Source organism: Nonomuraea sp. CA-141351 (assembly GCF_050944675.1).
GTDB lineage: Bacteria > Actinomycetota > Actinomycetes > Streptosporangiales > Streptosporangiaceae > Nonomuraea.
Map to the genome: position 1 here is coordinate 5,771,031 of NZ_CP191982.1, position 17,047 is coordinate 5,788,077.

The window sequence follows — 17,047 nt, forward strand, 5'->3', positions numbered from 1 at the left end:
CCTTCGTCCGAGTTGAAAGCGGCTCTTAAAGTGGAGGTTTACTATGAACCAGAGCCACCATTACTCCGACTATGGCAGGCGAAGGCTTGCTGTAGTGCTAGTTTATATTCTCTTTACTATTGCCCGTCTGTTCGCGCCGCATTCGGCAAATTCCGAACCAAAGCTGATTGATGTGAGCGGTATTTGTATCTCGATAGGTGGCGATTGCACCACCGGCCGGCGTTGATGCGAACAGATGAACGTCTCTAAGTGGGGCGTTCCCGCGTAGATTGGAGATATCACCTGGAGTAACATGCTGACTTCTGCCGGTCTTCAGCGAGGTGCTCGCTGAAGACCGGCAGAAGTCGCCAACGGCATTGCCAAGCCGTCCACTGGTGCGACAGCCGAATGCACAGAACCACAAGCGCTGATGCGCGTGCCCATCGGTACAGCGTGACGAGCTGAACGCGAGACTCGAGCTTCCAGTCCCCGAGGGAGAACCACCCCGGCAACGTCGTGTCGTCGGTCGTGGTGAAACAGAAGCCCTGCGTGAGCTCGAGCCTGTACGGCTTGTTTGTGAGGAGCGTCATGCCCTGCACCTCGCCGAACTCGATCATGACCCACATGGGCCGCGCCTCCTCGGCGGCCGGAAGCGATCTGAGGAACTCGGTCTTCCACCAGACACCCGCGACTGGGGGCACGGGGGCGCTGATGGTGAGAGGCTTCTTGTAATCGCGATCGGTCGTCCGAGTACAGGTCCGTGCGCCACGTTCCCGTCAAGTGCCTTACAAATAGGCGCGGCGGGCCCGGATCTCGACCTCGGACGCCGCCGTAGTAGAGGTCGCCGTGGTGGTGACGAGCACCGTGCGGGAGTGCGGGTCGCCGACCGCCATGGATGGGGTCAGGTGCAGCCACCGAAACGCGGAGCCGGGGCCTACGGCGGCGATCTGGCCGGTCACATCCGTCCCGGCGGTCAGGTCCCACGTGTCGGTCGTCACCAGGCGGGCCCGCATCTGCCCGCAGTCGATCAGGAGCCGCTCACCCGCGAGCAGCCCCGACGATCGGGCAACCGTGGCGCCGGTGGCCACGTCGGTCAGGGCGGGGTTGACGGCCGGTCCGGTGAAGCGCACCAGCGCGTCCATGATGGGGCCGGTCGCACCGGCCAGGGTCGTCACCAGCTGGTCGGCGCCGTTGGCGGCCCCGGCCCAGGTGGTGTCGAACTCGTCACGCCAGTACACGCCCGGGATGCGCATCACGGCGGTCAGCCGGGCCATCGCCGCATCGGTGTTGATCTCCGGCTCGCTGATCCCGTCGAGGATGACGTCGGCCTGCCGGACGACCGTCCCGGCGACGAAGGTGAGCTTCATCAGCCGGTGCTTGACGCCGAGCAGCGCGCCGAGCGCCTCCAGGTTGTGCTCCATTTGCTCGTACCCGCCGGGCGCGCCCGAGGGGGTGCGCCCGTACACGGTGAACACGAGCGGCATCGTCGTCGTCTCATGATCGAGGCCGACGATGGGCAGCTCCCCGGCGCGGCCTGGCACCTTGACCTGGACCTGCCGCAGGCCAGGTAGTGGCCTGCGCTTGGTGCCCTTCTTCAGTCGCCAGCACCCGGCCGGATGGTCCAGGGCGACCCCGTCGAGCAGGTACGTCGGCATCTACAGCACCCCCAGCATCCCGGCGTAGGCCAAGCCTCTGTTGACGGTCTCGGACGTGGTCTCGGCGGCCGGATTGATCGTGGTGACGTGGATGTTCACCCCGGCCGCCCGGTCCATGCCCACGCCGCCGGTGACGGCGCGGCCGGTCGAGCCGATGTTCGCGGTCAGCTCCGGCCGGAACGACCGCTCCAGGTCCCCGGCGATGCGCGAGGCGGTGGCCAGCACCGTGCGGGCCGAGGACTGCATGCCCTGCGCCATGCCGAGCATCGTGAACTGGCCGATCTCGGCGAACACCGTGGACGGTGAGCTGATGCCCATCGCCTGCCGCACCCAGTCCGGGAGGATGTTCCGGAAGAAGCCCCAGATGACGTCGCGGAACCACCCGGCCGCCGCCTGGATGCCGTTCCACAACCCTTGCAGGAGCTGCCAGCCGAGGTTGTCGACGACGACCAGGAAGTCCAGGATGCCGCGGCCGGCCGTGGCCAGCGCGCCTATGAAGTCGCCGGTCAGGAGCAGCGCGACCGCCTGCACCAGCGTGATCAGTGGCGGCAGCAGAGTGGTGACGAGCTGCAGCAGCGGCGGCAGGATCGGCAGGAGCACCGGCAGTAGCTGGGCGAGCGAGCTGATCAGCGCGAGCAGGTGCGGGGCGAGGTTCACCAGGGCCTGCAGGAGGACCTGGCCGAGCTGCCCTCCGACCTGGCCGAGCAGCACGATCACTGGCCCCAGGATCGGGACCAGCCCGGTTACCAGATGCGCGATCAGCACGGCGAGCTGCGGCAGCAGCGGGGCCAGCGCCGGGATCACGCTGTTGACGACCACGACGGCGAGCGCTCCGAGCAGTGGAAGCACCGGGCCGAGTGCGGTGACAGCCATCGAAAACGCGGCGAGCAGCAGGTTCAGCGACGGCAGGGCGGCCTGCACACCTGCGGCGAGGGTCTGCGCGACGAGCGAGGCGAGCTGTCCGATCAGCGGCAGCAGCGGAGCCGCCGCGATCATGATGGATGACATGGCCTGCGCGAGCGGCACCAGCGCGGGCGCGACGGCGGCGACGGCCTGTCCGAGCGCGGCGAAGATCGCCGACACGCCGGGGAACAGCGCGGCCAGCGCGGGCACCACGGACTGGATGGCGGAGGTCAGGATCGGGCCGAGCTGCACCGAAAGCGCCGCCACCAGCGGGGCGAGCCGGCCGATGCCTTCGGCGACGGCGACGATGGCCGGGGCGAGCGCGGAGGCCATCTGTCCGAGGGCGACGAAGACGGATGTCAGGGTGCGCTGCCCGGCCAGGCTGTTCACCCAGGCGTTGATCCGGTCGAGGATCGTGCCGAGCACGCCGAGCGCGTCTCCTCCGGCGGCGCGCATCGCGTCGAACACGCCGGAGACGATCTGCCACACGTCGGCAGCGATCGAGCCGAGCTGGCGCAGCACCTGGACGGCGTCCTGCATCCAGCCGAGCGCACGGCCGGAGTCGGCCGCAGCGGTGAGGAAGTTGCCGAAGCGGATGGCGAGCAGCGCCAGTTCGGGGGCGAGCCCGGCCGCGAAACCGGCGCCCACGGTGGCGATGCGGGTCAGTCCGGTCAGTACCGGATCGATCGCGACCGCCAGGGCGTCGACGGCTGAGCGCAGCGACGCGAAGGTCACGGTGATCGCCGAGATGGCGGTGTCGGAGCGGGCGAACTCGGCGACCCGGGCGGCGACCCGGCCGAGCGCGGCCGCGACCGAGCTCATGCCGATCGCGACCGGCCCCAGCAGCACGTCGACCAGCGCGGTCAGGTGGCCGAGCAGCGGCTGGAACAGCGCGTCTTGGACGAGGTTGCGTAGGCCGAGCAGCACGGGCCGTAGCGCACGCAGCTCCCTAGCTGCGGCCTGAGCGGCCCCAGACAGGCCCTTTATCGCTTCCTGGAACTTCTCTTCGTCCTCCCCCAGAGCGGGCGTGAACGCGTCCTGGACCCCGTACAGGGCCACCGACAGGGTCGCGAGTCCGGCCGCTCCGAGCGCGGCCACCCCGGGCAGCGCCGCGACCAGGCCGACAGCGGGAGCGAGCGCCGCCCCCAGCGAGACGACGCCGTTGGTCAGGGCGCCGGTCGCGGCCGACAGCAGCGCCATGCGGGCGGCGGTGGCGACGATCGCGGTGCCCATCCGCACGACCGAGGTGGTGGCCTGGTTGATCGAGCCGCGGAAGGAGGTGGAGGCTCGCTGGCTGGTGGCGAGCGCCCGCGTGAGCCGGGTGGAGAACGAGTGGTCGCGCAGGTCCAGGGTGATGAACAGTTCGCCGACGTTGATCGCCACCCGTCCCTCCCTCCTGGTGGGGTCCGGAAAAGGAAGGGAGGGACGGGGGGCGACGCTCCAGGGCGGGCCGTCAGGCCCGCGTATCAGGGCGGGCCGTCAGGCCCCGCGTATCAGGCCAGGCCGAGCACCGACGCGTACTGCAGGCCCTTGTTGACCGTCTTGGACGTCGGTTCGGCCTGCGGGTAGTTGTTCGTCACGTTCACCACGGTCTGGTTGCCGTAGTGGCCGCCGACCATCCCCGGGGTGAGCGTCGCGACCGGCTTCGGCGTGAACGCCTTCGTCAGCTGGCCCGCGACCCCGGCCGCCCGCGCCAGCATCTTCGGCGCGGCCTCGACGATGCCGTGCTCCAGCCCGGACATGGTGAACGCGCCGATCTCGGCGAAGATCTGCGACGGCGACTTGATCTTCAGCGACTTCTTGATCTGCGCGACCAGGGCATTGGCGATGTCCTTCATCGCCGCCTCGATCTGCTTCTTCTGCGAGACGATCCCGGTCAGGAAGCCCTTGCCCGCGTTCTTGCCGGCGTCGAACATCGCGTCGGCGGCGGCCTTCCCGGCCTGCTTGGCGGCCTTCTCGATCATCCCGTACGTGGAGTTGATGCTCTTGAAGGTGGATGAGTCCGCCTGCAGGATCGCCTGCCCCAGCTCGGTACCGGCGTCGGGCCCGGCCTCGATGATCTGCTGCAGCAGCCCTTTGGACAGGCCGCGCTTGGCCAGCTTCTTGATCGTGTTGGCCCAGGTCTTGATCAGCGCGAGCCGGGCCTTCAGCCCTTCCTGGATCTTCTCCGCGCTGGCCGGGTTCTGGTCGGAGAACCCCATGTTCGACAGGTTCGCGAACTGGCGGGTCTGGTCAGCGATCTGCTTGGCGTAGGCCATCGCGTCGGCGATCGTCTTGACGATCGTCTCGCGCTCCTTGGCGAGCTTGGCCAGCTCGGTGTTGCCGGAGCGGATCGACTCGACCAGATGGTCCTTCACCCCGGACGTGATCTTGCCGGACTTGAAGGCGTTCACCACGGCGTCGACCATCCGGCCCGCCGTGTCCTTGATCTTGGACTCTTCGCCCTGCAGGCCAACCAGCCAGCCCTTGGCGGTGTCCGAGCCGATCGCCGCCATCACCTTGCTGGGCGAGGAGATGCCGAGGAGCTTCTTGATCCAGGACACGAAGCCGGAGAACAGGTTGCCGACGGAGGAGACGAAGCCGTTCCAGGCGTTGACGAACCCGTTCTTGATGCCGTTGACCAGGTCCTTCCCCAGGTCCCACAGCTTCTTGAAGGCGCCGATGATGGTGTCGCCGAACTGCTTGACCCCGGCCTTGATGGTGTCCCACGCGCCCTGGAAATCTCCGGTCAAGACCTTGGCCAAGGCGGTGATGATGCTGATGACCATCGGCAACACCGCTGTGCCGAGTTCGATCAGCGGCGGCAGGAACGGCGTCACCGCCGAAACGATCTTCGTGAAGATCGTCGCGAGCCCGAGCAGGATCGGCGACAACGCGGTCACCAGCTGCACGATCGGCGGCAGCAAGCTGGTCGCGAGCTGCATGATCGGCGGAAGGATCGGCAGGATCGCCGCGATCAGCTGGCCGAAGATCTGCGCGAGCTGCGTGAAGATCGGCGACAGCGCGACGATCGCCTGCTGGATGGTCTGCCCGAACAGCACCGCCATCTGCGAGATCGGCGGCAGCAGCGGAGTGATCGCGCCGACCAGGATCGTCACGGCCTGGACCAGGACGCCGCCGAGCGCAGCGGCGATCTGCCCGACCACGGGGATCAGCGGAGTGATCGCCGGGACCAGGCCGGTGACCAGCGTGGTCACCAGCTGCATGATCGGCGGCAGCAGCGGCACCAGCGCCATGATCAGCTGGCCGAACGAGGTCGCGATCTGCCCGATCATGGGACGGATCTGGGTCAGGACCGGCCCGAACGACGCCGCGAACGCCTGCGCCACCCGCGTCAGCACCGGCACCAGCGCGGTCGCGAACGTGGCGACGAGCTGCAGGATCGGCGGCAGCAGCGGGATCAACGCGGCAACGAGCTGACCGAACGACGCCAGCAAAGCGCCGATCGCGGGACCGAGCTGCACCAGGACCGGCCCGAGCTGCCCGGACAGGGTCTGCGCCACCAGCGTCAGCGCCGACAACAGCGGACCGGCCACGGTCGCGCCGAGCTGCACCAGCGAGCCGAGCAGCGGCCCGACCGCCTGCAGCAGCCCACCGAGCCCGGTCACCAGGGTTGCCAGGAAACCGCTGTTGGCCGCGAACGCGGCCGACAGCGGCGCGAGGAAACCGGCCAGTTGCGACCCGAAGGTGCCCAGACTGCCGGCCACCTGGCTCAGCATCGGGACCACCGCGGCGACAACACCTTGAATGGCGGGCAGCATCGGCCCCATGAAGGCGCCGAGACCGGCCGTCAGCTGGCCGATCAGCGGCGCGATCTGCTGGAACATCTGCTGCAGGGCGGGCGCGATCTGCGTGGAGAACATGCTCTTGACCGACCCGGCCGCCTGCGTGAGCGGCCCCTGCAGCACGGACGCGGCCTGCGCCAGGTCGGCTTTGACGCTCTTCTTCAGGTCGTCGAACGCGGCCTTGACCTTCGCGCTCTCCATGGCGGCCTTGATGCCGATGACCGCGATCCCTGCCGTGATCCCGGCGAACACCCCGGCCAGCACGCCGCCCGCGGCCACACCGGCGGCGCCCATCCCGGCGAGCGCGAGACCGGCCTTGCTGGCCAGGCCGAGCACCATCGGCGTGGCCGACAGGGTGGCCGACCCGAACTGGAGCAGGCCCGTGCTCATCGTGGTGAGCGCGCCCCGCACGGTCAGGGACGACAGCCGCACCAGCCCGGAGATGACGGTCCACGCGGTGTGCGCGCGCCGCAGGTTCGTGACGGCGTTCGAGATCCGCTCGTACGCCTGGCTGATCCGGTCTCGCGCCTCCTGCGTGGCCGTCCACATGCCGCGCACCCCGGCCGCGATGCCGGCGGCGGCTTGCACGCGTGGCCGTAGCGCGTCCATGGCTTTGCCGATCGCGGCGCTCACGAGCTGGAACGCCAGCGCAACGGGCGAGAACCCGATCATGGCCGCGCGCAGGCCGGACATCTCGCCGTTCATCACCTTGCGGGCGACGATTACGGCGGCCACCAGGAGCGCCAGAACCCCGATGACTTTCAGGAAACTGCGGCTGGACTCGGACTCGAACAACCGGGCGGCGAACCCCATCGTGCCCATCGCGGAGCCGAAGACGCTCGACACCGCGGACACCTTGGAGATCGCCCCGGACAGCCCGCCGAGACTGCCCAGCACCGCCGAGACGACCTCACCCAGCCGGGTCCCGGACAGGGCCGCGTTGATCACCATTTCGGCCAGTGCGAGCCCGGCTTCCTTCGCGGCTGAGGCGACCGCGTCGCTCATTTTCACCCCGGCCGCCGCCATGGTGTCCATGACGGCGCCGAACAGCGGGCTGGCGGCGCGGGCCTTGGCGATCACCGAGGACAGGCCGCTGCTCACCCGCTCCCGCAACTCCAGGGTCATGAACAGCTCGCCGACGTTCAACGCCACAGCGCTCTCACCTCCAGCCGAGTCAGTCCTTGTCAGGGGTGAGGGCGCGGGCGATGCGGGTGTCCGCGTCGAGCAGGCCGAGGATCCTGGTCCGGAGCCACCGCCATGACCGGCCGGACAGCGACTCCGGCGAGGTCAGGTCGATGCCGTACACGGAGTGCAGGTCGCACTCGATCAGGGCCCAGCGGGTCAGGAGGTCTTCCCAGCCGACCGCTTGGCCGTCACCGCCTTGATGCGCGGGGTCCGGCTCGTACCACTCGTAGAGCCCCGTGACGGGGTCGAACTCGCCGCCCCCGCCTCCGGGGCTTCCTCTTCCGGGCCCGCGTCCCAGTACTTGGCCGCGGTGTCGGCGTCACCGGCGATCCACAGGAACGCCGTCACCCCGGCGTGCTTGATGCGTGGCCAGGTCACCTTGTCGGCGATCATCTCGGCGTATGCGGTGCCGAGGACCCGCCGGTACAGGTCGGTCTCGCCGTCGTCGTCGAGGTTGGCCGCGTCGACCTCGCGGCCGTTGGCGGCGTCGATCCCGGCCGCCATCAGCCGCTGGCAGAACAGGCCCGTCTCTGCGTCGGCGGGCGGGATCCGGTACGTCTTGCCGCCGATGGGCAGCGACAGGCTGTCGTCGAAGAACTCGTCAAGGTCGCGAAACTGAGCCATGGGTCAGGCCGCCGGGTTTGCGATCGAGACCGGCGCGCCCTGGCCGATCAGCTCCAGCTCGAACGGCTCCAGGTCGGTCGTCTTGCCGCCGCCGCCCTTGTAGTCGACGGCCGCCCACCCCTGGTAAGCGTCCGGGCTGCCGTCCCGCCTGTACCAGCGGACCTCGACGTTCGCCTCGACGCCGACGATCAGGCCGGCCTGGCGGACGAAGTCCTGGCCCGGGTCGGGCACGAACGTCGCCGAGCCGGTGTCGCGCTTGCGGTTGCCCTTGGCCTTCAGCGTCCAGGTCCGCTGCGTGACGGCGTCGGAGCTCCAGCCGTCGCCGTCGAAGTCCGAGTCGTCCTCGGTCTTGGTCTTGATCTCCTGCTCGAAGCTGGTCAGGCCGCGGATGTTGGTCCAGGTCGGCGCGGCTCCGGGGCTGGTGTTGACCTGCACCACCCAGTCCTTGGCCAGCAGGCTGCGAAGAGCCATGTCAGTGCCTCCTCAAGGCATGCGAGAAAGCCCGCTGGCGGAACCGCTAGCGGGAAAGGGATCGGTCAGAGTGGGCGGGTTAGTCGCCGTTGCGGTGCGCTGAAGGGCGGTGCGCGACCACCTCGTAGGAGTCGGCCCGCTCCCAGCGTCCGCTGTCGTCGCGGCCCAGCGGCGTGACCAGCCGACGCTGCGCCAGCAGCACGAACGCCCCCGTGGCGAGTTGGTGGTTGGCCAGACCGTGCACCTGGTCGTAGACCCCATCGGCGAGGTCGTCGACGATGCGGGGGTCGGGCCCGCCGCGCATCCGGAACTGGATCTGCACCGTGGTGTCGGCGTTGACGACGTCGTCCATGCCGGTGCCGGACCCGTACATGGCCAGCGCGATCGCCGCGTCAGGCGACGTCGGCAGGCCGCCGATCGTCAGCGCCGTCTGCGCGGGCGTGTAGATGCCGTCCGGGTCCCACTCTGCGACGCCGGCGGCGGCCAGCATCTGCGCGAGCCCGGTCAGCAAATCTCTGGTGAAGGTGCGGCTCACGACAGGGCCCGCTCGATCGCCGCGGCGATGATCCGCTCCACCACCTCGGCCTCTTCACGCGCCGGGTTCTCCAGGTATTTCCACTCGCGTCCGGCCAGGTGCCGCAGCCCCTGGGTTTCGTGCTGGTAGACCGCGTACTCGGTGTCGTACGAGACGGCGGCCCGCAGCTCGCTGGCGTCCACGCTGGCCAGGCCCGAACGCTCCAGCACGCCGTCATCCAGCGGGACCCGCTGGCGTGACACCTGCAGAATGTGCTCGGCCGCGAGGGTCAGCCCGTTGACGGCACCGGCCTTCCAGCGGGCGTTGACCTCGGCGGGGCTGTGGTGCACCCGGAATTCGGTGCTGCTCACCGGCACACCACCTCCACATGATCCGGGGTCGGCAGGCGGCCCCCGTTACGGTCAAAGCTGGTGATGGCGATCATCTGCCGCCCGTAGGCGGTGATCCTGCTCCCGGCCGGGCAGCGGGTGCCCGGCCGGAAGAACAGCGTCGTGTTCGACACCACTTCGGTGCCTTCGTCGTCGCGCACCATGCGGCGCTCGTCGTCGATCAGGCACGGCTCGCCCACGATGGGCGGGTCGTAAACCGGCCCATACGCGCCGTTACCTCGGAACGGCTCGATGTCGGCCGTGTGCGGCAGCATCCACAGCGGCAGCGTGGTTCCCACGTTCCTCCTTGCGTTTCCAGCTGAGATCCAGCGCTGAAAGGTGGTCAACGCCCCTGGAGGCAGAGCCATCTGGCAGGGGCAGCGTGAGCACTTAACGCTCGTTGAGGAGGATGCGTGGAGGTGATCGGCTGATGTTCAGGCCCAGTTGCTTGCGCCTACCCTGGGCGACGTGGCAAACCAGCTTGTTCTCAACGTCATCGTGCCCGGCCCGGCAAGGCATGACGTCGTCAGCACACAATTGCTCGTGGACGGACGTGACCTTCTGCGCGGGCTCTTCCCAGCTGGGCCAGGCGACGATCCCGACTACCTGCTAGACAGACTGGTGCCACAGCCGGAGCCGCATGAGGCACGTCTGGCTGAAGCTCCATGCACGGAAGGATGTTGCGGTGCCCTCTACGTCACAGTGCGTCAAGAAGGCGACGTGATCATCTGGAACGAGTGGCGAAATCCAGACAACCCTCATCTTGACGCGCCCGAACTCCGTTTCAGTCGGAGCGCCTACCTGGCGGAACTCGAACGCGCAGATCGTGAACGAGCCTGGGAATGGATCGGACGCACCTTTGCGCGTCTTCTCCGGGAGCAGATCCATCGCAACCCAGAAGTTCTTCTTCAGTGGGACTGCACACTCGACTTCGTCGAATGCTTGCCGTGGGAGCGAGACAGAGTGCGGCTCTTCATCACCAGCCCGCGACGGCAGCAGATCCGTCAGGACACGCCTTGGAACCAATACGGGATCTTCTTCGACGCCACCGGGGATCCCGTTGAACAACAAGCCAACTCGGCCCTTGCCGCGCTCAAAGACCGTGATCCCCGCACGTGGGCCGACCGCGTCGGCGGCAGCCGGTGACCACGGGCACACACCCGCACGTCATGACAACGTTTGGCCCGAATAGGCCGGGCTACCAGTAGGGGCCGTCGATGACGTAGCCCGGCAGCAAGCCCGCTCTGCGCAGGATCGACACGGCGTCCTGGGCGTAGCGGGGCGGCCCGCCCGCATCGGTCCGGCCGCCGAGCTTCACGCTGCCGATCTGCACGTCCTTGTAGGCGGACGCGACGCCGTACGGGTCACCGACTGCCAGCGACCAGGCCGCCTGCGCGCACGTGGCCCGCTTCAGCGCCTCCCGTTCGTCCGGCTCGATCGGCATCCCCGTGTCGTCGGTGCGGTAGACGGCCACCGTGAGCAGCTCGTCGATCCGCTCCGAGGCCCGCTCCAGCTCTCCCTCGATGTCGGCCGGAGCGGGCTTGCGGGTGTAGTCGGCATAGTCGTCCGGGGTCGCGTACACCAGCACAACGACCCCCTACGGCTGTTCGAGGACCGCGACCGACACCCCGGAGGGGTCGGAGTAGTTGATCCACACCTTGCCGTCCGGCCGCCGGTACACGGCCGGGAGCGGCGGGATCAGCACGTCGCCGGTGGTGGCCGGGATCACGTACGGCCGGTCGGTGATGTCCTGGCCGTCCACCGTGCCGGGGATCTCGATCGTGACCGTCCTCGGCGAGGCGTTGGTGTTCTTGACGCGGATCTGCCGCTTGTCCGACCAGGTGAACATGTGGCCGTCCACCGTGGCCGGGTTCGCCAGCGCGGCCCCCAGGTCCAGGCCCGCGCGCGGCATCGGAGTGATGGTGAGCTCAGTCCTGGCCATCGTCGTCCCCCTCCTGGCCGAACTCAGTGATGAGCGCCGCCTTCGACAGGGCCTGCGCATCCCGCGCGGCCATGCCGCGCGAGATCGCGTAGGCGACCCATTCCTTCTTCGGCTCGTGCTCGGCCGGGCGGATGATCGCGCTGCCGACGTCGGCGAGCCCGGGACCGGCCTGCCCCTGCACGGGACTGGCCGGGGGCTCCTCGGGAGCGCCGATCAGGATCCACGCGTCCAGCGCGTCCAGGCGCGCGGACCGGTGCGAGTACTGCACGACCTGGCCGGTGTTGACGTTCTTGTACTGGTAGGTGGAGGCGACATCCGCGTGGATGCCCTCCACCGTGCCCAGCGCGCCCATCGCGTTGACGTTCTCCCGCGCCGTCAGGGCGCCCATGTGGTCGACGGGAGTGCGCGGCCCCGGCATCAGAAGTTGGCGTCCTTCTGAATGTCGATCTGGATGATGAGGTCGGTCGGCGTGCCGGCCGCGGACACGACGGTCGCGGCGAGCGTGTCGCCCTCGACCATGCGCCGGTTGGCGAGCGACCCGAGCGACCCGGCCAGCCAGGTGCTGGCCGCGTTGACCGACAGGTCGCCGGTCAGCATGGACGCGCCGTTCTTGGTCGCGTTGACGGCCGCGCCGGTGCCGCCGACGCGGTAGGCCCGGACGGCCATGATCCGGCACGGCACGGACGCGCGCCATAGCACGAAGGACCCGGCGGCGATGTCGGCGCCCTTGAGCGTGATGGTCTTCTCGGTCAGACGAGGCTTGTACGCCATCTCTGCTTCTCCCTGTAAGTCGTTGAGAGCCCGCCATCCCGCTAACCATCCAGCTAGCGGGATGAGACGGGTTAGGGCACGTCCACGTCCTTGACCAGCACGGCCCGGTTGGCGTCCAAGGTCTTGGTGCCGTAGAGGGTGTCGATGCTGACGACGTCCTGCTTGAGGTCGATGTCGTAGTCCATGACCACCCGGAGCGAGAAGCCCTTGTAGTTCGCGACCACGGCATTCGCGGCGCCCTGCGGCAAAACCAAAGGCCGAGTCACGAGGCAGAAAGCCGTCCTGTGGAACGCGACGCCGACCTCGGACTTGCTGTTGCCGGACGTCTGCGGCGGCACCTTGATGTTCTGGGTGCTGAACGCGTCGAACCCGAACACGCGCCTGCCCAGCGACGCTTCGCGCAGGCCGTCCGTGTCGCCGCGAACGTCGAGCTGGTGGAACAGCGGGTCGGACAGCCAGTTGGCCTTGATCTGCGGGCCGACCACGACGCTGCGCATGGAGGGCGGGACGTTGCGCTCGTTCAGCACCCGGTCAGCGTCGATCATGCTCTTGGGGCTGTCCCAGGTGTGCAGGTTCGGCAGGCCGCCATTGCCGACCTCCTGCACGACGTCGTCGCGCAGCGCGAGGAGATCGTTGTCGATCTTCTGGCTGATCGCCTCCATCGCCGGGTTCAGGAGCTGCGTCGCGAAGTCCTGAATTTCCAAGGTCATCTCTTCCGCCGTCACAGCGAAGGAAACGTCGGCGAAGTGGTTGAGCGTGACCGGGATCGCCGTCTCGGTCGCGTTCTGGATCTGGATGCCCTGGCTGCGGTCGTACTCGTACGCCGAGAACGTGGCGGGCTTGCGGACGTTGACGGTGTCGCCGACCTTGCCGGCGAAGTCTTCGTCCAGGTCGCGGTGCACGAGCTGCGCCATGACGCAGGTCTCGTACAGGGTCGCCAGCGCGGCGCGGGCGATCACCTGCGGGGTGAGAAAAGTGTTGGCCATGAGGCCGTCTCCTTACGCGGTGGGAGACTCCTTCGCGCCGCGGCGGCGCTTGCGGAAGTCGTCCACGGTGAGCTGGTCATCGCCGGTGCGTCCGCCGGGCCCGCCGCCGAACTCCCCTCCGGACTTGGTGTGCGTCGCCGCCGGGGCGACCGCCTTGAACTTGGGGTTGTCCTCCACCGCCTTGGTGATGGTGGAGGTGATCGTGTTGGCGAACTCCTTGTCGTCCGGGTTCAGACCCGAGACGTTCGCCAGGAAGCTGCGCGAGTCGAGCAGCGCGTCGACATCGGCGCCGAGCTTGACCGCCTGCCGCACCACGGCGAGTTCGACCTGCGTGCGTCGCAGCCGGTCGCCGAGCGCGGCGTGGTCCTTGGTCAGCGTCTCCTTGTCGGCGGTGAGCTGCTCGATCACCTGCGCCGGTTCGAGCGGCTTCTCCTCTTCCGGAGCGACGCCGAGCGCCTTAGCGATCTGCGCGGCCACCTCCTGCCGGGCCGTGGCCACCAGCTCCTCGGCGGTGGGCCCGTCCGGCTTCGCCTCCGACGCCGTCTTCAGCTCCTTGAGCTGATTACGGAAGTCCGCGGCCTCGTTCCGGGTGTCGCGGATCAGCTTCTGCGCCCATGAGGGCAGGTCGGCGACTACGCGCGGGTCCGCGACCGTAGGCTTCTCCGGCCCGGTGCCCGCCCCAGCTCCGGGGCCGGTGGGTGCGCCCGTGACCTCGGTCCCGCCCTCCGGCGCGGGGGCGGCGGGCTGGCCTTCGGGTGCGCCTTCAGAGCCGCCAGCGATCAGGTAGATGGGGCGGCCGGACTTGCGGTAGCCGAGCAGCGCGCCGGGCGCGGTCGGCAGAGCGGCCTGCAGCGGGTGGTGCTTCACGATGGGCCCTCCTGGAGCCAGACATGACGAAGGCCCGCGCCTGGCGGGCCATGGTGGAGAAAAGTGCAGGTCAGCCCCTGCCGGGGCTGGGGGTCAGCGGGGCAGGCGAAGGCCCTTGTCCTTGGCGAGCTCGCGGGCGCGCGCCCGGTACTCGCGTACCTTCGCGTTCGCCTTCCGCTTGGCGTCCGGGTCGATCGACGCGGCCGCGCGGCGTTCCCACCGGCGGGCCTGGCGTTGCAGACGGCGCACCTCCTGGGTGTCGCCGTAGTCCGCGGCCACGTCTGGTTTCGGCGCGGGCCGGGTTACACCGGGCAGGTACGCAGACAGCGAGTGGCGGCAGCCCGGGTGCAGCAGTCCAGCGAGCCGGGCCTGCTCGACCGTCGCCGCGACGCGGACGGTGATCGGCTCGTTGGTGAGGGCGTTCGTCTCCGGCCGCTCGCCCGCCGTCCCGGACTGGGTGAGGACCTTGCCCTCCCACGGGTCGCACAGCGTGCAGGAGTACGGCGTGGTGGACACGATCACCAGGTCGATCCCAGCGTCACGCAGGATGGCCAGGTGGCCGTCCACGGCCGCGCGGGCGGTCGCGGTCCGCATCGCCATCGCCACGTAGGACTCCAGGTCCCAGCTACGGCCCGAGACGTCGGTGAACCCGGTGATGCCCTGGGCGGTGAGCCGGTCGAGCGCCTCCTGAGCCGCCTGGCGGCGGGTCTGGGCGCCGGTCAGGACACGGCCCGCGGTCTCCGCGATCACCTGCCGGTAGATGTCCTCGACCAAGCGCAGGATGGACAGGTGCACGGCGTCGAGCTTGTCGACCGCTTGGCGGGCCAGCTCGTTCACGCCCTGCCCCGGGTTGATCAACTGGGAGGAGCCGAGCCGGCGCGCGTCCCGCAGGGTCCGTTCCAGCCGCTTGCGGACCTTGGCGTCGTGTACGTCGCGGATGGCGGTGATGACGGCCTGGTCCATCCCGGCCGTCCACGCGCCGAGGACCGCGTTGCGGCCAGCGGCCTTGGCCGCCGCCTCCAACCGCTTGATGATGCGTTCGGCCTCGCGACGGAGATAAACGATCTCGGCCAGCCGATTGGCCTGCCACGCGGACGGGTCGTCGTCGGCCGTCTCGACATCGTCGGCGATGCGGGCTGCGATCCGCTGCAGGAGCACCTTTTCGGCATCGGCGTACATGCGGGCGACCTCGCGGGCCTGCTCCAGCGCGGAGGCGATCTCCTGCTCGGGCGTGGCCATCAGCTCGCCCTGCCGGAGCCGACGTCATCGGCCGCCTCGGGGACGATGACGTCGCGCAGTTCGTCCGGGTCGGGCACGTTCAGGCCGAGCTCGTCGCGCAGCCGGTCCACTTCGGCCTTGACCTGCGTCTCGTCCCACTCGGGGTGGAGCATGCGGACGCGGGTGTCCAGGCTCGCGGACTGGGCCCGGTTGAGCATGTCCAACGTCCGCGACAGCGCTTCCGGGTCGGGCATGACACCGTCCGGCCACTCCACGCTCGCCCGCTCCGGGACGACCTTGGTGTGGTAGATGTGCGCGTCGACGGCGAGCAGGCATTCCGCGAGCCACGCCAGCGCGGGCGTCCAGTAGTTGAGCTTCTTGCCGCGCGTGGTGAAGGACCGGCGTTCGCGGGAGTGGATCTCCGTCGCGGTCGCGGCGGCCCCCTCCCCGGCCTCACCAAAGCTCTGGACGGAGTAGCCCGCCCCGCGCAGGATCTGCGCGAGCAAGCTCTTGGCGGTCTGCTGGTGCTCGGCGACGCGGATGTCGAACTGCGAGACGGTGATCATGCTGCTGCCGGAGCCGCCCGGCGGCGGCAGCATCCCGAGCGGCGCGTACACCTCGCGGTCAGGGTCCCACGTTGAGCCCCGGCCTCGGCCGGTGTTCGTCAGGTACACCTCAGGCACGATGATGCGGCCCTTGCCGAGCCGCAGATCCCGCATCCAGCTCGTGAACGTCTCGTCGAGGGAGTCCATGAGCGGCTCGACCCCCGCATAGTCGGAACGGCCCAGACTCGTGCCCCGCAGCAGCCGATGGGGGCGCATGTTCGGGACGTACTCCACCAGCAGCCCGCGCGGGAACCCGGAGTCGAACCCGCCGTCGGCGTCGACCATCTCCGCGAAGATCGCCGTCTCCGGGTGGTCGGTCAGCGGCACCTGCATGCCCAGCTTCTCGTCATCGCCCCGGTACAACCCGTGGTAGACGCGGCCGAACTCATGCCGCTCCAGGTGCCGCCACACGTCCTTGTGATCCTCCTCGAGGATCCGCCAGAACGTGACCGCCCGCAGGCGGCCCTTGACGAACTCCGGGACGGCGCAGTCCGCCGGGAGCGCGTCCACCACCGGGTGGTCGTGCATCTCGGTGTCCCAGCCGACCCGCAGGAAGACGCCGCCGTAGGCGGCGCACAGCTCAGCGCCCTCCAGCAGGATGGCGTTCACGCTGCCCTCCTGGAGGATCGTCTCCAGCCGGGAGTTGCCCGTCTTCCCGCTCACCCGCAGCGTCGGCGCTTCGGAGAACAGCAGGTCGCCGGACGTGCCCGCGATGTCCGCCGCGATCGGGACATGCAGCTTCGTCGAGCGGGACTGCCCAGCCGGGATCGGCGCGCCCCAGAACCAGCGCGAGATCCGGTTGAGGAACCCGCCCCCGTGCGTCAGCGGCCGATCCCACCCCTTCAGGTCGAGCCCGACCCCCGGGATCACCCCGCCGCCGTACACCTTCGCCAACTGGTCCGGGTCGCCGCCGTACCAGGCGCCGTGCTGGGCGTACATGCGCAGCTCGGGCTTCATGCGCGGGGGCGGCCACTCCTGGTCTGTGGTGGGGAGTGGCACGTCACACCCTCTCTCTTTCAGCTAGTAGATTCGCTAGCGACAGCCACGAGTCGGCGAGCTTCTCGATGCGCTCCATCCGGGCCAGATCCGTCTCCAGCTCGGCGTTGGACAGCAGCCGGGCCGCGTTCTGCACGGCCTCATCGACGGTCACGTC

20 protein-coding genes are annotated in these 17,047 nt (G+C 69.1%); 1 reads left to right on the plus strand and 19 read right to left on the minus strand.

Going from position 1 to position 17,047, the window contains the following annotated elements; genetic code table 11:
* Positions 1–278: 278 nt before the first annotated feature.
* From ACQPWU_RS27225 to ACQPWU_RS27270, 10 genes are all read right to left on the minus strand, one after another.
* Complete coding sequence (locus ACQPWU_RS27225; RefSeq protein ID WP_433444546.1) at positions 279–605, minus strand: hypothetical protein; 327 nt, start codon at positions 603–605, stop codon at positions 279–281.
* A 159-nt stretch (positions 606–764) separates the two neighbouring features.
* Positions 765–1,634, minus strand: coding sequence for a hypothetical protein (locus ACQPWU_RS27230; RefSeq protein WP_433444547.1), 870 nt, complete (start codon positions 1,632–1,634; stop codon positions 765–767).
* Complete coding sequence (locus ACQPWU_RS27235; protein ID WP_433444548.1) at positions 1,635–3,920, minus strand: phage tail protein; 2,286 nt, start codon at positions 3,918–3,920, stop codon at positions 1,635–1,637.
* Between the two features lie 110 nt (positions 3,921–4,030).
* Positions 4,031–7,474 carry a phage tail protein gene (locus tag ACQPWU_RS27240; protein ID WP_433444549.1) on the minus strand — a complete coding sequence of 1,148 codons (3,444 nt, stop codon included), beginning with the start codon at positions 7,472–7,474 and terminating at the stop codon, positions 4,031–4,033.
* 22 nt (positions 7,475–7,496) lie between these two features.
* On the minus strand, positions 7,497–7,628 hold the full coding sequence (locus ACQPWU_RS27245; RefSeq protein WP_433444550.1) for a hypothetical protein: 132 nt from the start codon (positions 7,626–7,628) through the stop codon (positions 7,497–7,499).
* A 35-nt stretch (positions 7,629–7,663) separates the two neighbouring features.
* The gene (locus ACQPWU_RS27250; RefSeq protein WP_433444551.1) at positions 7,664–8,131 is read right to left on the minus strand and encodes a DUF7426 family protein; all 468 of its coding nucleotides are present in this window, start codon (positions 8,129–8,131) and stop codon (positions 7,664–7,666) included.
* Positions 8,132–8,134: 3 nt separating this feature from the next.
* Entirely contained in the window at positions 8,135–8,602 is a 468-nt protein-coding gene (locus tag ACQPWU_RS27255; protein ID WP_433444552.1) for a phage tail tube protein, read from the minus strand.
* A gap of 79 nt (positions 8,603–8,681) precedes the next feature.
* On the minus strand, positions 8,682–9,137 hold the full coding sequence (locus ACQPWU_RS27260; protein ID WP_433444553.1) for a minor capsid protein: 456 nt from the start codon (positions 9,135–9,137) through the stop codon (positions 8,682–8,684).
* Entirely contained in the window at positions 9,134–9,487 is a 354-nt protein-coding gene (locus ACQPWU_RS27265) for a hypothetical protein (protein ID WP_433444554.1), read from the minus strand. Before ACQPWU_RS27265 ends, ACQPWU_RS27260 begins: the two co-directional genes overlap by 4 nt.
* Positions 9,484–9,804: a hypothetical protein gene (locus ACQPWU_RS27270; protein WP_433444555.1), complete on the minus strand. Its 321-nt coding sequence runs from the start codon at positions 9,802–9,804 to the stop codon at positions 9,484–9,486. The genes ACQPWU_RS27265 and ACQPWU_RS27270 overlap by 4 nt, the downstream gene beginning before the upstream one ends.
* A gap of 169 nt (positions 9,805–9,973) precedes the next feature.
* Between ACQPWU_RS27270 and ACQPWU_RS27275 the strand changes: the two genes are divergently transcribed.
* Positions 9,974–10,651: a hypothetical protein gene (locus ACQPWU_RS27275; RefSeq protein WP_433444556.1), complete on the plus strand. Its 678-nt coding sequence runs from the start codon at positions 9,974–9,976 to the stop codon at positions 10,649–10,651.
* 52 nt (positions 10,652–10,703) lie between these two features.
* On the opposite strand, the gene ACQPWU_RS27280 is transcribed toward ACQPWU_RS27275, so the two are convergent.
* The 9 genes from ACQPWU_RS27280 to ACQPWU_RS27320 form a co-directional block, all read right to left on the minus strand.
* A complete protein-coding gene (locus tag ACQPWU_RS27280; RefSeq protein WP_433444557.1) occupies positions 10,704–11,093 on the minus strand; it encodes a hypothetical protein in 390 nt (129 codons plus the stop codon).
* Between the two features lie 9 nt (positions 11,094–11,102).
* Positions 11,103–11,447: a hypothetical protein gene (locus ACQPWU_RS27285; protein WP_433444558.1), complete on the minus strand. Its 345-nt coding sequence runs from the start codon at positions 11,445–11,447 to the stop codon at positions 11,103–11,105.
* Positions 11,434–11,865 carry a hypothetical protein gene (locus ACQPWU_RS27290; protein WP_433444559.1) on the minus strand — a complete coding sequence of 144 codons (432 nt, stop codon included), beginning with the start codon at positions 11,863–11,865 and terminating at the stop codon, positions 11,434–11,436. The genes ACQPWU_RS27285 and ACQPWU_RS27290 overlap by 14 nt, the downstream gene beginning before the upstream one ends.
* Positions 11,865–12,218, minus strand: a complete 354-nt coding sequence (locus ACQPWU_RS27295) for a hypothetical protein (protein WP_433444560.1) — start codon at positions 12,216–12,218, stop codon at positions 11,865–11,867. Before ACQPWU_RS27295 ends, ACQPWU_RS27290 begins: the two co-directional genes overlap by 1 nt.
* Before the next feature lie 71 nt (positions 12,219–12,289).
* Positions 12,290–13,204 carry a P22 phage major capsid protein family protein gene (locus ACQPWU_RS27300; protein ID WP_433444561.1) on the minus strand — a complete coding sequence of 305 codons (915 nt, stop codon included), beginning with the start codon at positions 13,202–13,204 and terminating at the stop codon, positions 12,290–12,292.
* A gap of 12 nt (positions 13,205–13,216) precedes the next feature.
* Positions 13,217–14,071 (minus strand): hypothetical protein, encoded by an 855-nt coding sequence (locus ACQPWU_RS27305; protein ID WP_433444562.1) that lies wholly within the window; start codon positions 14,069–14,071, stop codon positions 13,217–13,219.
* A gap of 93 nt (positions 14,072–14,164) precedes the next feature.
* On the minus strand, positions 14,165–15,310 hold the full coding sequence (locus tag ACQPWU_RS27310) for a phage minor capsid protein (protein ID WP_433444563.1): 1,146 nt from the start codon (positions 15,308–15,310) through the stop codon (positions 14,165–14,167).
* On the minus strand, positions 15,310–16,893 hold the full coding sequence (locus ACQPWU_RS27315) for a phage portal protein (protein WP_433444564.1): 1,584 nt from the start codon (positions 16,891–16,893) through the stop codon (positions 15,310–15,312). The genes ACQPWU_RS27310 and ACQPWU_RS27315 overlap by 1 nt, the downstream gene beginning before the upstream one ends.
* A gap of 1 nt (position 16,894) precedes the next feature.
* Positions 16,895–17,044 (minus strand): hypothetical protein, encoded by a 150-nt coding sequence (locus ACQPWU_RS27320; RefSeq protein WP_433444565.1) that lies wholly within the window; start codon positions 17,042–17,044, stop codon positions 16,895–16,897.
* Positions 17,045–17,047: the final 3 nt, after the last annotated feature.